Below are 20,498 nucleotides of genomic sequence, written 5' to 3' on the forward strand. Positions count from 1 at the left end.
AGCAGGTGATCGGCCAACTCGGCCGTCGTGGGGTATGTGAAAACCAGTCCGGGCGGCAGCGGTTGTCCGAGCACCGCGCCCAGGCTGTTCTGCAGTTCGACCGCGCCCATCGAATCCAGGCCCATATCTTCGAACGGATAGTCCGGGTCGATATCGTCCGGCCCGGCGAAACCCAGGACGACGGCTGCCTTGGCACGGATTATCGCCATCAGCTCGGCTCGTCGCTCGGCCGGGGACAGCTCGTCGATGCTCGTGCGCGCGACCTCACGCGGGGTGTCGACCTGCCTGCGCAGCGGCGTCGGGATGAGCGTGCGCAGCAGCGGGAATACGTCGGTTCCCCGTTCGACGGCTCGCATCTCGAGGCGCGCCGGGGCCAGGCAGGGCCGGTCGATGCCCAGCGCGGCATCGAACAGCGCCAGCGCTTCCTGCGACGACATCGCGGCCAGGCCGCCACGGCCGATCCGGGCCACATCCCGTGTCGCCAGATGTCCGGTCATCCCGCTGGCCTGCGCCCACAACCCCCACGCCAACGACACCGCCGCCGAACCCCGCACACGCCGATGAACAGCCAAACCATCGAGAAAAGCGTTCGCCGCAGCATAATTGGCCTGCCCCGGCGAACCGACAATCCCCGCCACCGACGAAAACAACACGAACACACCAAGATTCATGCCACGAGTCAACTCGTGCAAATTCCAAGCACCGTCGACCTTGGCACGCAGAACCGTGTCGACACGCTCGGCGGTCAGCGACCCGATCACCGCGTCATCCACCACTCCGGCGGTATGAATCACAGCCGTCAGCGGAGCCTCGGCCGGGATGTCGGACATCAACTGCGCCAACGCATCTCGATCAGCCACATCGCACGACACCACCCGCACCCGTGCCCCCGACTCGGTCAATTCCGCAATCAGATCGGACGCACCGTCGGCCCGCATACCTCGCCGACTCACCAGCAGCAGATTCCGCACACCGTGCTCGGCGACCACATGTCGCGCGATCGCCGCACCGGCCATACCGGTACCACCGGTGATCAATACCGTGCCCACTGAATCGAACACCGCCCCAACCGCATTCGGCCCGGCGGAAGCCCGAGTCAACCGGGCGGCGTGCGCAGTGCCGGAGCGGATGACGATCTGCGATTCCCCGGCTGCCAGGATCGCGGCCGCGTCGACGTCGGAATCGGTGTCCACCAACACGATCCGACCCGGATTCTCCGACTGCGCCGACCGCACCAAACCCCAGACAGCCGCACCGGCCAGATCCCGCACATCCTCACCCGGCAACGCCATCGCACCGTGCGTAACCACGATCAACGTGTCCGAAATCGGTTGCGCCAACCAGGATTGCACGACCCACAACACCCGATGAGCAGCCGTGTAGACATCGGCGACCACCTCACCCCGCAGCGCATCGACCTCCAATACCACCGCATCCGCAGTGCCCACATCCCGAGCGACAGCCTCCGCAGCCACGAGATCCGCTGGCCCCGCATCCCGAACAACTGCCCCCTGGACGACGACCTCAGCGCCCATCCCATCCGAGGCAGCGGCTTCCCCTACCGCCGCACCCGGGGCAACCGCACACCGGAGGACGTCAGCAACCGGCACATCCGAGGCAGCCACATCCCGGACGCCGTCGACGCCCGCCACATCCGAACCAACCATGTCCCGGATGCCGTCAGCACCCATCACGTCAGACCCAACCGCATCCGAGCTGCTCATGCGCTGGTCGAATGCGTTCCAGGACAACGTCTTCACCGCAACAGCGGGTTCACCGGTCGCAGGCAGCGGCGACCACACCACCTCGAAGACGTCGTCCGCGCCGCCACCGGACAACACCGCACGCAACTCCCCAGCCGCCACCGGACGCATTGTCACCGACCGGACCGAAAGCACCGGAAGACCGGCACTGTCAACCATTTCCAGCGACACCGCATCAGCACCGACCGGGCTGACCCGCACACGCACCGCCTCGGCGCCACCCGCATGCAGGCACACGCCCTCCCAGGCGGACGGCAGGGCGACCTCTCCCCCACCGGCAGTGGCGACAACAGCCTGCACCGCCGCGTCCAGGACCACTGGATGCACTCCGAAGCCAGCCACCTGCACACCCGTATCCGCGGGAACGGCGACCTCGGCGAACGTGTCCGCGCCGCGCTGCCACATCGCCCGCAGACCTCGGAACGCCGGACCGTACTCGTAACCCCACCCGGCCAACCGCGCATAGACATCGGAGACGTCGATCGCGGTGGCGTCCAGCGGCGGCCACGCCGACAGATCCGACACTTCCGGACCAAAACCATTGGGGCTCAACGTCCCCTCGGCGTGCAATACCCAACCGGAGTCCGCACCGCGCCGCGAGTACACCGCCACCGTCCGCTGCCCGGCGTCTCCACCGGCTCCGACGGCCACCTGCACCTGAACCGCTCCCTCGGCCGGTAACACCAGCGGAGTCCGGTGGATCAGCTCCTCGACCGCACCGCAACCGAACTCGTCAGCGGCACGAACGACCAGCTCCACCAACCCCGCCCCGGGGAACACCACCACACCGGACACCGCGTGATCGGCGAGCCACGGCTGCGCCGCCGAGGACAGCCGCCCGGTCAACACCACACCACCGGTGCCGGGCTGCTCCACCACCGCGCCGAGCAACGCATGTCCGGTCTCCCCGACACCGAACCGACTCGCGTCACCGGCCGAAACAGCACTCGAAAGCCAGAACCGCCGACGCTGAAACGCGTACGACGGCAGCGGAATACGACGAGCGCCCGACCCCGCGAACAGTCCGTCGCACCGCGCACCCGCGACCACCAGACGTCCCAGCGCGACCATCAGCGACTCCGGCTCCGCGCGTCCCTTCCGCAGGACGGGGATCGTCACGGCGGTGTCGGGGGACGACAGCGACTGCTCGATCGATGCCGCGAGTCCGCCGGTCGGCCCGAGCTCGACGAATCGGGTCACACCGGCCGATTCCAGGAACCGCACGCTGTCGGCGAATCGCACCGTCTCCCGCACGTGCCGGGTCCAGTACCGTGCCGAGCCGAAGCCCGCGTCGGCCGGTCCCGCGGTCAGATTCGACACCAGCGGTATCTCCGGTTCGCTGATCGCGAAAGACTCTGCGAGCGTGGCGAATTCGTCGAGCATCGGTTCCATCAGCGGTGAATGGAACGCGTGCGACACCGGCAGACGGTGAATCCTGCGGCCCTGCTCACCCCACCGATCCGCCACAGCGTGCACGGCTCGCTCGCTACCGGAGATCACCACCGATCGCGGGCCGTTCACGGCGGCGACGGCGACCCCATCGATCAGCGACGAGCGAATCTCGTCCTCGCCGGCCTGGACCGCGACCATCGCTCCGCCCTCCGGCAGCGCCTGCATCAGTCGTCCCCGCGCGACGACCAGGGCGGCCGCATCGGGCAGCGACAGCACACCCGCCACATGGGCGGCGGTCAATTCACCCACCGAGTGCCCCATCACGAAGTCCGGCCGCAGCCCCCACTGCCACAGCAGCCCGAACAACGCCACCTCGATCGCGAACAACGCCGGTTGCGCGAATTCGGTGCTGTTCAGCAGCTCTTCGTCACGGCCCCAGAGGATCTCGCGCAACGGCCGGTCCAGATATTTGTCCAGCACGTCGGTCACGGCATCGAACGCCTCGGCGAACACCGGGAAGTTCGCGTGCAGGTCCGCGCCCATGCCCAGCCATTGCGCGCCTTGGCCGGGGAAGACGAATACCGTCTTGCCCCCGGTGTCGGCGCGGCCGTGCAACACATTCCGGCCGGGTTCGCCCTCGACGAGTTCGGTCAGCCCGCGGATCAATTCGTCACGGTCACCACCGACCACTACGGCCCGATGCTCGAACATCGACCGGCCCGCCAGCGAGAAACCGATATCGGACGCATCCAACTCCGGATATCGCCGCACATGCGCCAACAACCGGTTCGCCTGTCCTGTCAATGCTTCGGCCGACTTGCCCGACAACGCCCACGGCACCACGGGCAGCCGCACACCATCGGGTTCGGCATCCTCGGAGACGGCATCCTCGGGCGCCTGTTCCAGGATTACGTGAGCGTTGGTGCCGCTGATCCCGAACGAGGAAACCCCGGCACGGCGCGGCGCACCCGTGTCCGGCCATTCCCGAGATTCGGACAACAGCGAGACCGCCCCTGACGACCAATCCACATGCGGGCTCGGCACATCCACGTGCAACGTCCGCGGCAGTACACCGAATCGCAACGCCTGCACCATCTTGATCACACCCGCGACCCCCGCGGCAGCCTGCGTATGACCGATATTCGACTTCACCGAACCCAGCCAGACCGGCCGCCGCTCGACACGATCGCGTCCATAGGTCGCCAACAACGCTTGTGCCTCAATGGGATCGCCCAGCGCTGTGCCCGTTCCGTGTGCCTCGACCGCATCCACATCCGACGCCGACAAACCCGCATTTGCCAACGCCGCCCGAATAACCCGCTGCTGCGAAGGACCATTCGGCGCGGTCAACCCATTCGACGCACCATCCTGATTCAACGCCGAACCCTTCACCACCGCGAGAACTTCGTGCCCCAGCCGCCGCGCATCCGACAACCGCTCCACCACCACGACACCCACACCCTCAGCGAAGCCCATCCCGTCGGCGGATTCGCCGAACGCCTTGCATCGCCCGTCCGCGGCCAGCACCCGCTGCCGACTGAACTCCGGGAAAACCCCCGGCGTGGACAATACGGTGACGCCACCGGCCAAGGCCAGATCACACTCCCCCAGCCGCAATGACTGCACCGCCAAATGCAACGCCACCAGCGACGACGAACACGCCGTATCCACCGACACCGCGGGCCCCTCCAAACCCAGCACATACGCCACCCGACCCGACGCCACACTCGACGCCGAACCGATCAACCGGTAACCCTCGCCCTCGGTCGACGCAGCCCCGTACGGCTGATTGCTGATGCCGGTGAAGACTCCGGTCGAGCTGCCGCGCAGCCGCTGCGGATCAATCCCGGCGTGCTCCAACGCTTCCCACGACACCTCCAGCAACAACCGCTGCTGCGGATCCATCGCCATCGCCTCGGCAGGCGAAATCCCGAAAAACCCCGCATCGAATCCGGCCACGTCATCGAGGAATCCGCCCGACCGGGTATACGACTTACCGACCGCGTCGGGATCCGGGTCGTACACCCCCGCAACGTCCCAGCCCCGATCGTCCGGAAACTCCGACACCACATCTCTGCCATCGAAAACCAAGTCCCACAGGCCATCTGCGGACACCACACCGCCCGGGAACCGGCAGCCCAGACCCACGATCGCGATCGGCTCATCCACTACCGCACGAACCGGCGACTCTTCCCGCCCCTGATCCCGTACCCCCGCGATCTCCTCCCAAATGTGGCGGGCGAGCGTCGCGGGCGTCGGGTAATCGAAGATGAGTGTGGATGACAGCGCCAGCCCGGTAGCGGCTTTGAGCCGGTTGCCGAATTCGATCGCGGTCAGTGACCGGAATCCCAAGTCCTGGAAGGAGATATCCGGGTCGATGTCGCCGGAGCCGGGGTATCCGAGAACGACTGCGGTGTGCGACCGGACCATTCGCAACAGTTCCTCGCGCTGTTCTTCCTCGGTCGATCCGTGTGACCGGCGCGTCAGCGCGGTCTCCTCGTCATCGGCCGATCGGCGTGAGGAATCAGGGATCAGGTCCGCGAACAGTGGTGCGACGGTGCCCGCGACCGCGCGGGACCGCACCTCGGCCGGATCGATGCGTGCCGGTGCCAGGCACGGCCGATCGATACTCAACGCGGCGTCGAACAACCCGAGCGCTTCCCGAGCCGACATCGCGACCAGGCCAACACGATTCATCCGGGCCAGGTCCTCGGCCCGCAGGTGGCCGGTCATGCCGCTGGCCTGCGCCCACCACCCCCACGCCAACGACACCGCCGCCGAACCCCGCACACGCCGACGAACAGCCAAACCATCGAGAAAAGCGTTCGCCGCAGCATAATTGGCCTGCCCCGGCGAACCGACAATCCCCGCCACCGACGAAAACAACACGAACACACCAAGATTCATGCCACGAGTCAACTCGTGCAAATTCCAAGCACCGTCGACCTTCGCGCGAAGTACTGCGTCGACGCGCTCGGCGGTCAAGGACCCGATCACCGCATCATCGAGCACCCCGGCAGCATGGATCACCGCAGACAGCGGAGCCTCGGCAGGCACCTCCGTCAGCAATCTCGCCAACGCGTCCCGGTTGGCCACGTCACATGCCGCCACCCGTACCCGAGCACCCGACTCGGTCAATTCCGCAACCAGATCGGACGCACCCTCGGCATCCGCACCGCGCCGACCGGCCAACAACAGATTCCGAATACCGTGCTCGGCGACCACATGTCGTGCGATTGCCGCACCGGCCATACCGGTGCCGCCGGTGATCAATACCGTGCCCGCGGGATCGAATCTCGCTGTGCTCGTGTCCGATTCAACCGGAACCCGCGCCAAGCGGGCGATATACGCAATCCCCGAACGGATCAGTACCTGCGGCTCTCCGACTGCCAGAACCTCGCCCGCATCGACGTCGGAGTCGGTATCCACCAACACGATCCGACCAGGATTCTCCGACTGCGCCGACCGCACCAGACCCCACACCGACGAACCAGCCAGATCGTTCACGTCCTCACCCGGCAACGCGACCGCGCCACGCGTCGCCACGATCAGTGTGCTCGAAACGGGTTGTGCCAGAAACGATTGCAGCACCAGCAACACTCGATGAGCAGCCGTGTAGACATCGGCGACCACCTCACCCCCCAGCGCACCGACCCCCAAGACCACCGCATCCGGAACAGCCCCATCCGACGCAGCCGCACCCCGGGCCACGTCGGCACCCACTGCATCCAACGCGGCCGCATCCGCCACCACCGCGTGCGGGAGGTTCTTGCGCCGCGCGAATTCCTCCCAGGTCAGCGTCGTCGACTCCGTGGCCGGTCCACCCGCGGCGGGGGCCTGCGACCACTTCAGTTCGAACATGTTGTGCGAACCGGCCCCGGCGATCTCGGAGTCGAGCCGGTCGATCGCCGCACCAATTGCCGCAGACCCAGCTTCACCCACGCCCGAACCAGCGCCGACCCCGGGCAACCAGTAGCGACGCCGCTGAAATGCGTACGTCGGCAAGGGAATACGCTGCGCGTCAGATCCCGCGAATACCGCATCCCATTCCACGGCCACGCCACGTACATATGCCTGCGCGACGGAGATCAGAAACCGATCCAGCCCTCCCTCTCCACGGCCGAGCGACGGAACGACAACCGCCCCAACGCCGTCGACGCACTCACCGACCGTATCCTCCACGCCACCGACCAGCACCGGATGCGGGCTGGATTCCACGAACACCCGATACCCCTGGTCACAAGCCGCACGAACCGCTGTCTCGAACTCCACCGTCTGCCGGATATTGCGATACCAGTACTCACCATCCAAACCGGCTGTATCACACAAACCTCCGGTCACCGTAGAGAAGAACGCGACCTCCGAAGTACGCGGCTCGATACCCGACAACACCTCGAGCAATTCGTCCCTGATGGACTCGACCTGGCTCGAATGCGACGCATAGTCAACGTCGATTCCGCGTGCACGAATATCACGACTCTCGCACACCGCCAACAGTTCTCCGAGCGCTGCCGGACTCCCCGATACCACCACGGCCGAACGACCGTTCACCGCAGCGACACTCAGCGCATCACCCCAACCAGCCACCAACTCACGAGCCCGCTCGACATCACACGCCAACGACACCATCCCACCCGCACCCGACAACGCCACCAACAGCCGACTCCGCAAGGCCACGACCCGAGCCGCATCACGCAACGACAAAGCACCCGCCACATAGGCGGCAGCGATCTCGCCTTGGGAATGCCCGATCACCGCATCCGGCTGCACTCCCACCGACCGCCACAACCCCGCCAACGACACCATCACCGCAAACAACACCGGCTGCACAACATCCACCCGATCAAGCCCCGGCGCATTGGCCTCACCACGCAACACATCGACCAGAGACCAATCCACAAACTCCGAAAGCGCTTCAGCACAAGCCCTCATGTGCTCGGCGAACACCGGCGAACTATCCAGCAACCCCACGCCCATACCCAGCCATTGAGACCCCTGACCGGGAAAAATCAACACCGCCTTGCCGGGGACCTCGGCACGCCCATGCACCACATTCCGACCCGGCTCCCCCTCCACCAAACCGGTAAGTCCACGAATCAAATCCGCACGATCACCACCGACCACCACCGCCCGATGCCCGAACACCGACCGGCCGACCAAAGAAAGGCCGACATCACCCGCACCCAACTCCGGATGCTCCCGCACGTACCCCAACAGTCGTCCCGCCTGACCGGCCAACGCCTCAGCCGACTTCCCCGACAAAACCCACGGCACCACCGGCAGGCCCGCATCATCGGATACGGCCTCGACGAGTACGGCCGGGGCGGGTTCGGCATTGCCGGAAACGGCGGGTGCCTGTTCGAGGATCACGTGAGCATTCGTCCCGCTGATCCCGAACGACGAAATACCGGCACGACGTGGCGCACCCGTTACCGGCCACTCCCTGGACTCCGTCAGTAGCGACACCGCGCCGGAGGACCAATCCACATGCGGGCTGGGCACGTCCACGTGCAGTGTCTGCGGCAACACCCCGTGCCGCAGACACTGCACCATCTTGATCACACCCGCCACACCCGCGGCAGCCTGCGTATGACCGATATTCGACTTCACCGAACCCAACAACAACGGCCGTCCATCGACACGACCCTGTCCGTACGTTTCCAACAACGCCTGCGCCTCAATGGGATCCCCGAGAGTCGTGCCCGTCCCGTGCGCCTCGACCGCATCCACATCCGACGCCGACAAACCCGCATTTGCCAACGCCGCCCGAATAACCCGCTGCTGCGAAGGACCATTCGGCGCGGTCAACCCATTCGACGCACCATCCTGATTCAACGCCGAACCCTTCACCACCGCGAGAACTTCGTGCCCCAGCCGCCGCGCATCCGACAACCGCTCCACCACCACGACACCCGCACCCTCAGCGAACCCGGTACCGTCCGCAGCCCCCGCGAAGGCCTTACACCGCCCATCCACCGACAGTCCCCGCTGCCGACTGAACTCCGAAAACACACTCGGCGTTGCCATTACGGTCACGCCACCGGCCAAGGCCAGATCGCACTCCCCCGACCGCAACGACTGCACCGCCAAATGCAATGCCACGAGCGAGGACGAGCACGCCGTATCCACCGACACCGCAGGCCCTTCCAAACCCAACGCATACGCCACCCGACCCGAAACCACACTCGATATCTGCCCGGTCGCCGTGAAGCCCTCCGACTCCACCCCGTATCCCTGCGCGATCACACCGGCGAAAACTCCCGTCGGGGTGCCGCGCAACTTCTGCGGATCAATCCAGGCGTGCTCCAACGCTTCCCACGACACCTCCAGCAACAACCGCTGCTGCGGATCCATCGCCATCGCCTCGGCAGGCGAAATCCCGAAAAACCCCGCATCGAATCCGGCCACGTCATCGAGGAATCCACCGGCCCGCGTATACGACTTCCCCACCGCGTCGGGATCCGGATCGAACAACCCCGCAATATCCCAACCACGATCGACCGGAAAATCCGATACCGCGTCCGCACCGCGAAAGACCAACTCCCACAGGTCATTCGCCGACGTCACACCGCCGGGGAACCGGCATCCCAAGCCCACGATCGCGATAGGTTCGGAGGTACGCTCGATCAGCGTCTTGTTCTGCTGCTTCAACCGCTCGATCTGAATGAGTGCCTTTCGCAAGGCCTCGGTCGCTTGCTCGAGCTTCGTGGTCATGCGGTCTCCCAATTCATCGGTCGTCTTGATCACCGAGAGCGACAGTGAGAAGGTCGTCCAAGCTCATATCGACGAGATCTTCTTCTTTGTGAGTCGGCATGCTCTCATCGTCTTGCGCGTTCGCGAGCCGTCGCAGAGTCTCCAGAACTCCCGACCGGCGGAGTTCATCGATGGGTATGGACGAGATCAGGTCTTGAATTTCGGTGTCCCGGGATCCAGTCGAATCCGTCTGCCGAGGTGATCCGATATCGAACTTCTCCCGCATATGCCGGGCGAGGGCCGCTGGTGTCGGATAATCGAATACGAGCGTGGACGACAATGCCAGTCCCGTCATCGCTTTCAGCCGATTACGCAGTTCGACCGCGGACAGCGAATCGAACCCCACATCACGGAAGGCCGCATCGGGGGCGACATCGTCGGGGCCGGTGTATCCCAGCACCACAGCGGCCTGCGACCGGACCATTCGAAGCAGGATCGCGTGCTGTTCGTTCTCGGCCAACCCGTGCAACTGCCGGGCCAGCGTCGAGACCGGCTCCCCGGCAGCGTCATCGACCGACCGCCGCCCCGGGCCACGGACCAGGCCCGCGAACAATGGCGCGTGGGTGCCCGCCCGGCGCATCGCCGCCGGATCGAAGCGCGCCGCGACCAGACAGGGGCGATCGAAGCGTAAGGCGTTGTCGAACAACGCAACTGCCTCCCGCGACGACATCGCCGCCAGTCCACCGCGACTCATCCGGGCCACATCCTGCGTTTGCAGATGTCCGGTCATGCCGCTGGCCTGCGCCCACAGTCCCCACGCCAGCGATACGGCCGCGGAACCCTGCGCCCGACGATGCGCGGCCAAGCCGTCCAGAAAAGCGTTCGCCGCGGCATAGTTACCCTGTCCGGGCGTACCCACGGTGCCCGCCACCGACGAAAACAGTACGAACGCGGGAAGATTCATGTCGCGGGTCAGTTCGTGCAGATTCCACGCGCCGTCGACCTTCGCACGCAACACCCGGTCCACGCGCTCGACGGTCAACGAGTCGACAACCGCGTCATCGAGCACCCCGGCAGCATGGATCACCGCCGACAGCGGTACCTCTCCCGATACGTCAACCAGCAACCGCGCCAACGCATCCCGATCGGCGACATCGCAGGCCGCGACCCGTACCCGCGCGCCCGACGCGGACAACTCCGTCACCAGATCATCCACACCGTCCGCCCGCGGACCGCGCCGGCCGACCAGCAACAGATTCCGGACACCGTGCTCGGCCACCAGGTGACGGGCCAGCACGGCACCGGCCATACCGGTGCCGCCCGTGATCAACACCGTGCCCGCCGCGAACGCGCCGGGCATCGTCAGGACGAGCTTGCCGGTATGCCGCGCCTGACCGAGGAATCGGTACGCATCCGGTGCCCGGCGCACATCCCAGGTGGTCACCGGCAGCGGCCGCAGCACCCCGGCCTCGAACCACCCCACCAGGTCGGCCAGCATCGCCCGTATCCGTTCGGGTGCGATCTCGAACAGATCGAACGCCCGATAGCGCACCCCCTGATAGCGGTCGGCGATCACCCCCGCATCCCGGATATCGGTCTTTCCCATCTCCAGAAATCGTCCCCCGCGCGGCAGCAACCGCAACGACGCGTCGACGAACTCTCCGGCCAGCGAATCCAGCACCACATCCACACCGTTCCCCCCGGTGCCGGTCAGGAATTTCCGTTCGAACTCGAGCGTCCGGGAATCGGCGATGTGATCCTCGTCGAAGCCCGTGGCCCGCAACATATTCCACTTACCAGTGCTCGCGGTGGCGAACACCTCGAGCCCCCAGTGCCGGGCCAATTGCACCGCCGCCATGCCCACGCCGCCGGTTGCGGCATGCACCAGCAGCGATTCACCGGCGCGCACCTCACCCAGATCCGCCAGTGCGTAATAGGCGGTCAGGAACGCCACCGATACCCCGGCGGCCTCGGCGAAGGACCAGCCCGCCGGAATGGCCGCCACCATCCGGTGATCGGCGACCACACGCGGACCCGCTCCGATGAGCACACCCATCACCCGGTCGCCCACCGCGAAATCGGTTACCGCAGAACCTATCTCGACGATCACCCCAGCACCCTCGCCACCCGGCACGGCGTCCTGCGTGGGATACATGTCGAGCGCGATCAGTACGTCGCGGAAATTGACTCCGGCCGCGTACACCGCCACCCGCACCTGCCCGGCCTCGAGCGGGGCATCGGCTTGCGGAAATGCCTCCAGGGAGAGGTTTTCCAGCGTGCCCTTCTCGGCGATACCCAACCGCCAGGGCCCGTCGTCCGGCGGTATCAGGATCTCACCGACGGATGCCGCGGCGAGGCGGGCGATGTGCGCGATCCCGTTGCGGACCAGCACCTGCGGTTCTCCCACCGCCAGAATCGCTGCCGCATCGGCGTCAGAGTCGGTATCCGCCAAGATGATTCGCCCGGGACTCTCCGTCTGCGCCGACCGCACCAAACCCCACACCGCCGCACCGGCCAGATCGACGACATCCTCGCCCGGCAACGCCATCGCACCATGGGTAACTACGACCAGAACACCCGAAACATCCTGCGCCAACCACGATTTCACCGTTTCCAGCACGCGATGAACGACGTCGTAGACGTCGGCCACCACCTCCCCGCCGGAGGCACCCACCTCCAACACCACAGCATCCGGATCTCGAACGACATCCGCTGCCGCCACATCCGGGGCCGCCGCATCCGGAGCGGCTGCGCCCCGGGCGGCATTGGCGCCCAAAACATCCGACGCGGCAGCATGTGTCGCCACGTCCGGGATGCTCGTGTGCTGTTGGAATGCCTCCCAGGTCAATGTTGTCACGGGCACGGCGAGGGTCGCGGTCGCGGGAACCGGTGACCACAGCACCTCGAACACGTTGTCCGTATCGGCCCCGAGTTGGCCCTTTGCCGCCGCACGCAGTTGTCGGACGGACGCCGGACGCATTGCCACCGACCGCGCCGACAACACCGGAAGACCCTCGCTGTCGGCCAATTCCAGCGATATCGCATCGGGGGCGGCCGGGCTGATCCGCGCACGTACGGCACCGGCTCCCGATGCGTGCAGCGATACTCCCTCCCAGGCGAACGGCAGCGCGATTTCTCCCGTATCGGCAGCGATTACCGCGGCATGCAGGGTCGCGTCCAGCAGCATCGGATGCACTCCGAAACCGGTGACGTCCACACCGGCGTCCGGGGGGACGGCGACCTCGGCGAACAGTTCGTCACCGCGACGCCACATCGCACGCAGGCCCTGAAATGCCGGGCCGTACTCGTATCCTCTGGCGGTCAACCGGTCGTAGGCATCGGAGACGTCGACCGCGCTGGCGTCGAGTGGTGGCCACACCGACAGATCCGATGCGTGCGACACGACGGCATCGGCGCTCAACGTTCCCTCGGCGTGTAATGCCCAGTCGGAGTTCGCACTTCGCCGCGAGTACACCGCCACCGTCCGCTGCCCGGCGTCTCCACCGGCTCCGACGGCCACCTGCACCTGAACCGCTCCCTCGGCCGGCAGCACCAGCGGGGCCCGCAGGGCCAGTTCCTCGACGACACCGCAGTCGACCTGGTCACCGGCACGAACGACCAGTTCCAGGAATCCGGCCCCGGGAAAGAGCACCACTCCGGATACCGCGTGACCGGCAAGCCATGGCTGGGCCGCCAGCGAGAGTCGCCCGGTCAGAACGACTCCGCCGGTACCGGGCTGCTCGACCACCGCGCCGAGCAGGGCGTGTCCGGTCTCGCCCACACCGAACCGACTCGCGTCCCCGACTTCGGCCGAACCCGCCAGCCAGAACCGGCGTCGCTGAAACGCGTACGTCGGCAAGGGAATACGACGGGTTCCAGGCCGCGCGAAGAACGAATTCCACTCCACACTCACGCCGCGCACATAAGCCTGCGCGACAGAGATCAGAAACCGATCCAGCCCGCCATCGCCACGACCGAGCGATGGAATGGCCACTGCTCCAAGATCTTCGACGCGATCACCCGCCGTGTCCTCGATACCGGGGATCAACACCGGATGCGGACTGGATTCCACGAACACCCGGAACCCCTGGTCACAAGCCGCACGAACCGCTGTCTCGAACTCCACCGTCTGCCGGATATTGCGATACCAGTACTCACCATCCAAAACCGCTGTATCACAGAGGCTTCCGGTCACCGTAGAGAAGAACGCGACCTCCGAAGTACGTGGCTCGATATCCGACAACACCTCGAGCAATTCGTCGCGGATGGCCTCGACCTGGCTCGAATGCGACGCATAGTCCACATCGATACGACGCGCACGTATGCCGTGGCCCTCGCAGTGAACCAGCAACTCCTCCAGGGCAATTGGCACACCCGACACCACAACAGCCGAACGACCATTCACCGCAGCAACACTCAACGCACCACCCCAACCAGCCACCAACTCACGAGCCCGCCCGACATCACACGCCAACGACACCATCCCACCCGCACCCGACAACCCCACCAACAACCGACTCCGCAAGGCCACGACCCGAGCCGCATCACGCAACGACAAAGCACCCGCGACATAGGCGGCAGCGATCTCGCCTTGGGAATGCCCGATCACCGCATCCGGCTGGACTCCCATCGACCGCCACAACCCCGCCAACGACACCATCACCGCAAACAACACCGGCTGCACCACATCGACACGATCAAGCCCCGGCGCACCATTCTCATCACGCAACACATCGACCAAAGACCAATCCACAAACTCCGACAACGCAGCCGCACAAGCCCTCATGTGCTCGGCAAACACCGGCGAACCATCCAGCAACGCCACACCCATACCCAGCCACTGAGAACCCTGACCCGGAAACACGAACACCGTCTTGCCGGGGATCCCGGCACGCCCGCACACCACATTCCGGTCAGGCTCACCTACAACCAGCCTGCCCAGCCCACGAACCAATTCCCCACGATCACCACCAACCACCACCGCCCGATGCTCGAACACCGACCGACCCGTAAGCGAAAACCCGACATCGGCCGCACCCAATTCCGGACGCCTCTGCACGTACTGCAACAACCGATCCGCCTGCCCCACCAACGCCTCGGCGGACTTCCCCGACAACACCCAAGGCACCACCGAACCCGCACGAGGTCCAACACCATCCGTTTCGCCACCACCAGGCACAACACCAGCGGGTACATCATCAACGGGTACAAAACCACCAGCTACGGCACCAGCAGGTGCGACACCACCAGCCACTACGCCGCCAATAGCCACGACATCATCGGCTACAGCACCAACGGAGACGAAACCATCGGCTGCTCCGCCGACAAGTACAGCACCGTCGGCGGCGGCACCAGCAGGTACGACACCGTCGCCTGGGCCAGCGTTATCGGCTACGACACCAGTCGGTCCGACACCATCGGCTACAGCGCCAACGGCTGGAGCGCCGTGAGTTCGACGGCGTGCTTCTTCGGGTGGTGCCTGTTCCAGGATTACGTGTGCGTTCGTACCACTGATTCCGAACGACGAAACAGCCGCACGATGTGGCGCGCCGGTGTCGGGCCATTCCCTGGGCTCGGTCAGCAATTCCATTGCGCCCGAGGACCAATCCACATGTGGGGTGGGTGCATCCACGTGGAGTGTCTGCGGCAGCACACCGTGCCGCAGTGCCTGCACCATCTTGATCACACCGGCCATTCCGGCCGCGGCCTGGGTGTGGCCGATATTCGACTTCACCGATCCCAGCTGGACCGGCCGCCCCTCGGCGCGATCGCGTCCGTAGGTCGCCAACAGCGCTTGCGCCTCGATGGGATCGCCCAATCTGGTGCCGGTCCCGTGCGCTTCGACCGCGTCCACATCGGATGCCGACAGACCGGCATTGGCGAGCGCGGCCCGGATCACTCGCTGCTGCGCAGGACCGTTCGGTGCGGTCAACCCGTTGGACGCGCCGTCCTGATTGATCGCCGAACCCTTTACCACCGCGAGGATTTCGTGCCCCAGCCGCCGCGCGTCCGACAATCGCTCCACCACCACGACACCCGCGCCCTCGGCGAAACCCGTACCGTCCGCCGCGGCGGCGAATGCCTTGCAACGCCCGTCCACCGACAACCCCCGCTGCCGACTGAACTCGGTGTAGATCCTCGGCGTGGCCATCACGGTGACGCCACCGGCCAAGGCCAGATCACATTCACCCAGCCGCAACGACTGCACCGCCAAATGCAACGCCACCAGCGACGACGAACACGCCGTATCCACCGACACCGCCGGCCCTTCCAAACCAAGCACATACGCCACCCGACCCGACGCCACACTCGACGTCTGGCCGGTGCCCGAGTAATCCTCGGTTTCGGCGGCCGCCGCCTGCGTGCCGTAGCCCTGCGCGATCAGGCCGGTGAAGACTCCGGTCGAGCTGCCGCGCAGCCGCTGCGGATCAATTCCCGCGTGCTCCAACGCTTCCCACGACACCTCCAGCAACAATCGCTGCTGCGGATCCATCGCCGTCGCCTCGCGCGGGCCGATGCCGAAGAACGCCGCGTCGAATCCGGCCGCGTCGTCGAGGAATCCGCCCGACCGCGTGTAGGACTTACCCACCGCATCCGGGTCCGGATCGAACAACCCCGCAATATCCCAACCCCGGTCGACCGGAAACTGGGAGACGACGTCTCGTCCACGAAAGACCAACTCCCACAGATCATCCGGTGATGCCACCCCGCCGGGGAACCGGCACCCCAGCCCCACGATCGCAATCGGCTCGTCCACCACCGCGCGCACCGGCGACTCGGGGTGCCCTCGATCCCGCGCCCCGACGATCTCCTCCCACATGTGGCGAGCGAGCATCGCGGGCGTCGGGTAATCGAAAACGAGTGTGGACGAGAGCGCCGACCCGGCGACAGCCTCGAGCCGATGACGTAGTTCGACCGCCGACAGCGAGTCGAATCCCATGTCGCGGAACACCGTATCCGGATCGATATCGCCGGGACCGTCGTGTCCCAGCACGACGGCGACCTGAGATCGGACCATCTGCACCAGCACGGCATACTGTTCGCCCTCGGCCAACCCGTGCAACCGCTGTGCCATCGCCGAGACCGGTGCAACGACGTCCTCGCCGGGAGGTCCGGCAATCGAGTCCGACGACCCGCGCCCCACCTCACTCGACCCAGCCGCACGACCGGGCTCCGGCAACCAGAATCGTCTGCGCTGGAACGCGTACGACGGCAACGGAATACGACGAGTGACCGTTCCATCGAACACCGCACGCCATGTCACCCCCACACCGCGCACATAGGCCTGCGCGACAGAGATCAGAAACCGATCCAGCCCGCCATCGCCACGACCGAGCGATGGAATGGCAACTGCTCCAAGATCTTCGACGCAATCACCTGTCGTGCCCTCGATACCGGGGATCAACACGGGATGAGGGCTGGATTCGACGAACACCTGGAACCCCTGGTCACAAGCCGCGCGGACCGCTGTCTCGAACTCCACCGTCTGCCGGATATTGCGATACCAGTAGCCACCATCCAAACCGGCTGTATCACACAAACCTCCGGTCACCGTAGAGAAGAACGCGACCTCCGAAGTGCGCGGCTCGATACCCGACAACACCTCGAGCAACTCGTCCCTGATGGACTCGACCTGACCCGAATGCGACGCATAGTCCACATCGATACGACGCGCACGTACACCGTGGCCCTCGCAGTAAACCAGCAACTCCTCCAACGCAACCGGCGCACCCGACACCACCACGGCCGAACGACCATTCACCGCAGCGACACTCAACGCACCACGCCAACGGTCCACAAGTTCATGCACTCGCTCGACATCACACGCCAACGACACCATCCCACCCGCACCCGACAACCCCACCAACAACTTGCTTCGCAAAACCACAACCCGAACCGCATCACGCAACGACAAAGCACCCGCCACATACGCCGCAGCGATCTCACCTTGGGAATGCCCGATCCCGCATCCGGCTGCACTCCCACCGACCGCCACAACCCCGCCAACGACACCATCACCGCAAACAACACCGGCTCACAACATCCACCCGATCAAGCCCCGGCGCATTGGCCTCACCACGCAACACATCAACCAAAGACCAATCCACAAACTCCGACAACGCCTCAGCACAAACCCTCACGTGCTCGGCGAACACCGGCGAACCATCCAGCAACCCCACACCCATACCCAGCCACTGCGAACCCTGACCCGGAAACACGAACACCGTCTTGCCCACACCACCACCCCGGCCATGCACGACATTCCGCCCCGGCTCACCTACAACCAGCCCGCCCAACCCACGAACCAATTCCTCACGATCACCACCGACCACCACCGCCCGATACTCGAACACCGACCGACCCGCCAACGAAAAACCAACATCGGAAACATCCAATTCCGGACGCTCCCGCACATATCGCAACAACCGATCCGCCTGCCCCACCAACCCCTCGGCGGACTTCCCCGACAACACCCACGGCACCACCGAGGAACCCACACCCGCCGAAACACCATCGGACAGGGCCCTGTCGGTTACCGAATCCTCAACCTCACACTCGTCTACAGACGAAAGCACCACATGACAATTCGCGCCACCCATACCGAAAGAACTCACACCGGCAATCCGCGGAGCACTATCATCCCATGCAGTCGATACCTTGCTGACCCGTATACCGAAAGCATCCAAATCGATATCCGACCGCGGTGCACGATAATTCAGACTGGCCGGAATCCTCCGATGCCGAATAGCCAGGACCGTCTTCAGAAGGCCGGCGATACCGGCAGCACCGAGAAGATGCCCGATATTCGTCTTGACCGATCCGACCAGCAATGGATCATCCGCCGAACGCGGACCGAATACCGCGCCCAGCGCCGCGGCCTCGACCGGATCACCGACCTTCGTACCGGTCCCGTGCAATTCGACATAATGCGCGCTGCGCGGGTCCATTCGCGCGTCTTGATAGGCACGCCGCAGCACATCGGTCTCACCCGCCACGGTGGGCAGCGCAATGCCACCCCGGCCCTCTCCGCCGTGTCCGGCGGCACTACCTCGAACAACGGCCAGGATCTCATCACCGTCGGCGATGGCGTCGGGCAGACGCTTCAACAGCACGAGCCCCGCACCCTCGCCCCGGACGTACCCGTCCGCGCGGGAGTCGAACGTGAAGCATCGCCCCTGCTCCGAAAGGCCGCCGAAATGTGATTCGATCTCCTCGGCCACGGAATCGAGATTGAGCTGCACACCACCGGCGATGGCCGTCGCGGATTCACCGGACGCGATACTCCGGCAGGCCAGATGCACCGCCATCAGTGCCGAGGACTGACCACAATCCACCGTCAGGCTGGGACCGCGCAGCCGCATGAAATACGAGACGCGATTGGCGATCATCCCGCGACCGGTCCCCGTATGCGAGTACCGATCGAATACCGCGGAACCGCCGCTGCGCGTCATCGCGGCGTAATCGTCGCCCATTGCGCCGATGAATACACCGACCTGCTCCCCGGCGAGGGTATCGGCATCGATACCGGAACTCTCGACGAGATTCCAGGAAAGCTCCAGAACGATACGCTGCCGCGGATCCATCGCGGCCGCTTCCCTCGGCGGAATACCGAAGAAATCGGCGTCGAATTCCTCGACATCCCGCAGAAACCGCCCCGACAGGCCGCGCCCGGACGATTCCGGATCACCCGACGGCCGACGCAGCCCCGTCGTCGTAGCGACCTCGACCGCGTTGTTCAGAAGATCCCAGTACTCTTCCAGACTTTCCGCACCGGGGAACCTGCATGCGGCTCCCACGATCGCTACATCTGCCACGGCCAGACCACACCCCGATCACATAATTCTCAGAAACCGCCGCTGTAGGCGATCTCCGACTCCCGATCGAAGACGCGCGATACCACCTCCGGGTGCTCACGGTAGAAGAAATGACCGCCCGTGGAGGTGATCGAATCGAATTCTCCGCGGGTGTAGGGCCGCCACCGAGTGAGACTGGAAATGTGCAGACGCTGCTCATCCGACGCCGAGATATCGGTGATCGAGGTCTCGATCACCGAATGGGACCATTCCCGGAAACCCGCGGTGAGATCCGCGACGTACGGGCGCTGCATCACCTCTCGGTTCGCACCGCTGAGTTCGGGCGGCAGTTTCCCGGCCGCGTCCGCCGCGGCGAGCCGACGTTTCGTATACCTGATCGGCCCACCGTTCAGCCACGCGTAGACCGCTCCCATACGCCATTCGTTGGGACATGCGCTGACGATCGGAATGAACCGCCCGACCTGGACCCCGAGCTTCTCCAGCTCCTGGGTCGCGACGAAGGCGAGCAGGCCGCCGAAGCTCAGGCCGGACAGCACCGGTCGCACGGCGCCGATCTCGGCAATCGATTCGGCGACCTCCCGGCCCACCGCGCGCAGACTGGTCGGGTCCGGTTCGTCCTTGCGCACGCTCCGGCCCGGCATCCGCCATACCGCGAAGTCGTAGTCCCCGATGAGCGGAATGAGCGGATTCGCCGTCCACGCCTGCTCGACGCCCGCACCGCCGAACAACCACACAGACGGCCGTCTCCCTCGATAATCCGCCGTCGGGAACCACCACTTCTCCAGCGCCGTAGGCCCGCTCACGCTGTACTCCCTCCGCTCACACCGCAGCCCTG

General features: G+C 65.5%; 3 protein-coding genes and 2 pseudogenes. All 5 read right to left on the reverse strand.

Features of this window, described 5'->3' with window-relative positions:
• Nucleotides 1-14: 14 nt before the first annotated feature.
• Nucleotides 15-9,869: pseudogene (locus NM2_RS51000) on the reverse strand (SDR family NAD(P)-dependent oxidoreductase); the annotation flags it as partial.
• A 13-nt stretch (nucleotides 9,870-9,882) separates the two neighbouring features.
• Entirely contained in the window at nucleotides 9,883-17,844 is a 7,962-nt protein-coding gene (locus tag NM2_RS29785) for a type I polyketide synthase (RefSeq protein WP_084531687.1), read from the reverse strand.
• A gap of 19 nt (nucleotides 17,845-17,863) precedes the next feature.
• Entirely contained in the window at nucleotides 17,864-18,535 is a 672-nt protein-coding gene (locus tag NM2_RS53455) for an acyltransferase domain-containing protein (RefSeq protein WP_439956938.1), read from the reverse strand.
• 36 nt (nucleotides 18,536-18,571) lie between these two features.
• A pseudogene (locus tag NM2_RS53460) lies at nucleotides 18,572-19,663 on the reverse strand (beta-ketoacyl [acyl carrier protein] synthase domain-containing protein); the annotation flags it as partial.
• Nucleotides 19,664-19,692: 29 nt separating this feature from the next.
• Nucleotides 19,693-20,466 carry a thioesterase II family protein gene (locus NM2_RS29795; protein ID WP_157121393.1) on the reverse strand — a complete coding sequence of 258 codons (774 nt, stop codon included), beginning with the start codon at nucleotides 20,464-20,466 and terminating at the stop codon, nucleotides 19,693-19,695.
• Between the last annotated feature and the right edge of the window lie 32 nt (nucleotides 20,467-20,498).

This window comes from Nocardia miyunensis NBRC 108239 (assembly GCF_001613065.1).
In the GTDB taxonomy this organism is placed as follows: Bacteria; Actinomycetota; Actinomycetes; order Mycobacteriales; family Mycobacteriaceae; genus Nocardia; species Nocardia miyunensis.